The sequence below is a fragment of the Pseudoroseomonas cervicalis ATCC 49957 genome, assembly GCF_000164635.1.
GTDB classification, from domain to species: Bacteria; Pseudomonadota; Alphaproteobacteria; order Acetobacterales; family Acetobacteraceae; genus Pseudoroseomonas; species Pseudoroseomonas cervicalis.
On the sequence record NZ_GG770784.1, the window covers coordinates 83150 to 85604 of the forward strand.

Here is a 2455-nt window from a genome sequence, read left to right on the forward strand (position 1 = left end):
TCGCGCAGCGCCTGGCGGAAGGGCAGCGCCCAGGCGATCCCGGCCGGCGGCGCGGTGCGCCGGGGCGCGGTCCGCGGCAGCACGGCCGGGAGGCCGGACATCAGCCGGCCTTCCCCGGCACCGGCACGGCGCGCAGCACGAAGAGCCGGTGCGAGGCGATGTCGACCATGCGCCGCATCCGCTCCAGCCAGACCTTCTCGGCCGCCGCCTCGCTGTGGAAGGGACCGTGCAGTTCCTCCGTGCCATCCTCCAGATCCTGGAAGCTGGTATCCCGGAAGACCCCGCCCCAGACCACCCAGATCTCGCGGCCGTTCAGGGGATCACTCATCTGTCGTCCTTCCATGCAGGGCTGACGGCGCCGCCCCGGAACGGGGATCGTCCTGACGCCGGCCTGGTTAACGCGCGCAGCGGATCCGGATGCGCATCCGCCTGGCAGGTCCGGCGCCGCCGGACCCGCCCGCCATATGCCGCATTGCGGTATGCAGGTGGAAGGAGGCATCCGCCAAATCATGGCGCCAGCCGGTCAGCGCGGCGGCGAGGCCAAGGGCGATGCTGGCAAAGCCCACAAGCGCGCCTTCCTGCAGGGTGAGCCAGGGCAGGAAGGCCTCGGGGAAGACCAGGAAGACGCTGCCCAGCAGCAGCAGGAGCGGGCCGATCAGCCGACCGTCGAACATGGGATTCTCCCGTCAGGGCCGCAGGGGAAGGGGGCGGCCGCCATATTCTCGCGCATCACCCCCATGCCCTTCAAGATTTTTCGCAAGGCCGGTGACCGGCCGGCGGCCCTTCCCCGCAGGGTGTCATGCTCTGTCCAGGCACCGCCCCTTTGCAGTCATGGCCGCGGATCATCTTGGCGCTTTGCCCGTGTCGGCGTGACGACGAGGTTCTGGCGCCAATTCCTGCCCGGATCGACTTTATGGACAATAGAATATCCCATTGTTCAACTCTGAGTTGATGTATCTGTCTTCTGGCCCTGTTGGACTCGTCCTTACGCCGACATCTCCACCCCGTGGTGCCGCCCGGGCTGGCGGCGCGGCTTTGTCTTCCTGGCTCTTCTTCCGTGTTGAAGCAGTTTCAAAGTTATCAGGTCATAAGGTTATCGCTGCCCAATTCCTTTTTGCAATCAGAGGCTTGCGGTAAAACATGTCGGCCTTCCGACGAGGATGCGTCGGTGTCGCGCCGAGTCCGTGACGGCGTCGCGCCGAGTCCGTGTCGGCGAAAGGACGAGCCTGTGTCGGCGTCACGACGAGGCGTCCCAACCCTGTCGGCGTCACGACGAGTCCGGCCTGTGGACAAGTCCCGCGCGCCCTGCGGGTACCCCCTGTCGGCGTCACGACGAGTGGGGGCGCCAAAAAGACTCGTCGCCACGCCGACAGGGGGGCAGGCAAGGCTGGCATCGCGCACCGGGCTCGTCCAAAACGAGGGGGCAGGAGGCGTGGACGCGGCATGGACGATCAGCAGGCCTTCAACTTCGGCCCCACCGACAGCCCGCTGGTCGGCAAGGTCAAGGGCGACCGCAACACCATGGTCTACAACTTCTTCTCGCTGCGGCGGGAGAAGGAGACCGAGCTGCCCCGCTACGACGATGGCAAGACCTGGATCGAGGTGGTCGGCACCAAGCACGGCGTCGCCTCGATCTGGGACAAGGAATTGCTGGTCTATTCGGCCTCGCTCATCGCCGACAAGATCAACCGCGGCGAGGCGCCCTCCGCCCGCATCACCTTCACCGCGCATGACTTCTTCATCACCACCGGCAGCACGCCGGGCGGCTCGGCCTATGAGCGGCTCGAGGAATCGCTGGCGCGGCTGAAATCGACCTTCGTGCGCACCAACATCGAGACCGGCGGCGAGGGCGAGGATCGCGGCTTCGGCTGGCTCGACGAATACAAGATCCTCTACCGGCGCGGCCGCGACGGGCAGAAGCAGATGCGCGCGGTGGAGCTGACGCTGTGCGCCTGGCTGTTCCGCGCCATCGTGCAGGACAAGCATTTTTTGACGTACAGCCCAAAATACTTCGAGCTGCCGCCCGTGGCCAAGCGGCTCTACGAGATCGCGCGCAGCGGCCCGCCGGGCGGCTTCCGCATGGGGCTGTCGAAGCTGCGCAACCGCGTCGGCACCACCCAGGATCTGCGCCGCTTCAAGGCGGAGCTCGCCGCCTATGCGACGCACAAGCGCAGCCTGCCGGATTACGGCATCGCGCTGATCGACCCGCGGCTGCGCCGCGCGCTGGACAAGGGCTTCCCCAAGCCGGCCGGGCAGACGCCGCTGAAATCCTGGCTGGTCGCCTTCTACCCCACCACCAACATCAGCGCGCTGACGCCGCTCGAGAGCATGCCGCTGCTCGAGGAGGACGACGCCGAGACGGTGGAGGGGGTGGCCGAGCCGGTCGCCGCCCTGCCGCGGCCGGCCCCGTCCGGGCGCCGCCGCGCCGCCTGAGGGGGGAGGGCGCGGTGGGCAG

3 protein-coding genes are annotated in these 2455 nt (G+C 67.8%); 1 reads left to right on the top strand and 2 read right to left on the bottom strand.

Annotated features, from left to right (window positions below; genetic code table 11):
- Positions 1 to 100 precede the first annotated feature (100 nt).
- Both HMPREF0731_RS18435 and HMPREF0731_RS18440 read right to left on the bottom strand, forming a co-directional pair.
- Complete coding sequence (locus HMPREF0731_RS18435) at positions 101 to 328, bottom strand: DUF4170 domain-containing protein (RefSeq protein ID WP_040613935.1); 228 nt, start codon at positions 326 to 328, stop codon at positions 101 to 103.
- A gap of 67 nt (positions 329 to 395) precedes the next feature.
- Positions 396 to 674 (bottom strand): hypothetical protein, encoded by a 279-nt coding sequence (locus HMPREF0731_RS18440; RefSeq protein ID WP_007005711.1) that lies wholly within the window; start codon positions 672 to 674, stop codon positions 396 to 398.
- Between the two features lie 769 nt (positions 675 to 1443).
- Between HMPREF0731_RS18440 and HMPREF0731_RS18445 the strand changes: the two genes are divergently transcribed.
- Positions 1444 to 2433, top strand: coding sequence for a replication initiator protein A (locus HMPREF0731_RS18445; RefSeq protein WP_007005713.1), 990 nt, complete (start codon positions 1444 to 1446; stop codon positions 2431 to 2433).
- The last annotated feature ends 22 nt before the right edge of the window (positions 2434 to 2455 follow it).

Bases quoted from the DNA above. Each gene is read 5' to 3' on its own strand.
- HMPREF0731_RS18435 (WP_040613935.1), bottom strand. From the start codon at position 328: ATGAGTGATCCCCTGAACGGCCGCGAGATCTGGGTGGTCTGGGGCGGG.
- HMPREF0731_RS18440 (WP_007005711.1), bottom strand. From the start codon at position 674: ATGTTCGACGGTCGGCTGATCGGCCCGCTCCTGCTGCTGCTGGGCAGC.
- HMPREF0731_RS18445 (WP_007005713.1), top strand. From the start codon at position 1,444: ATGGACGATCAGCAGGCCTTCAACTTCGGCCCCACCGACAGCCCGCTG.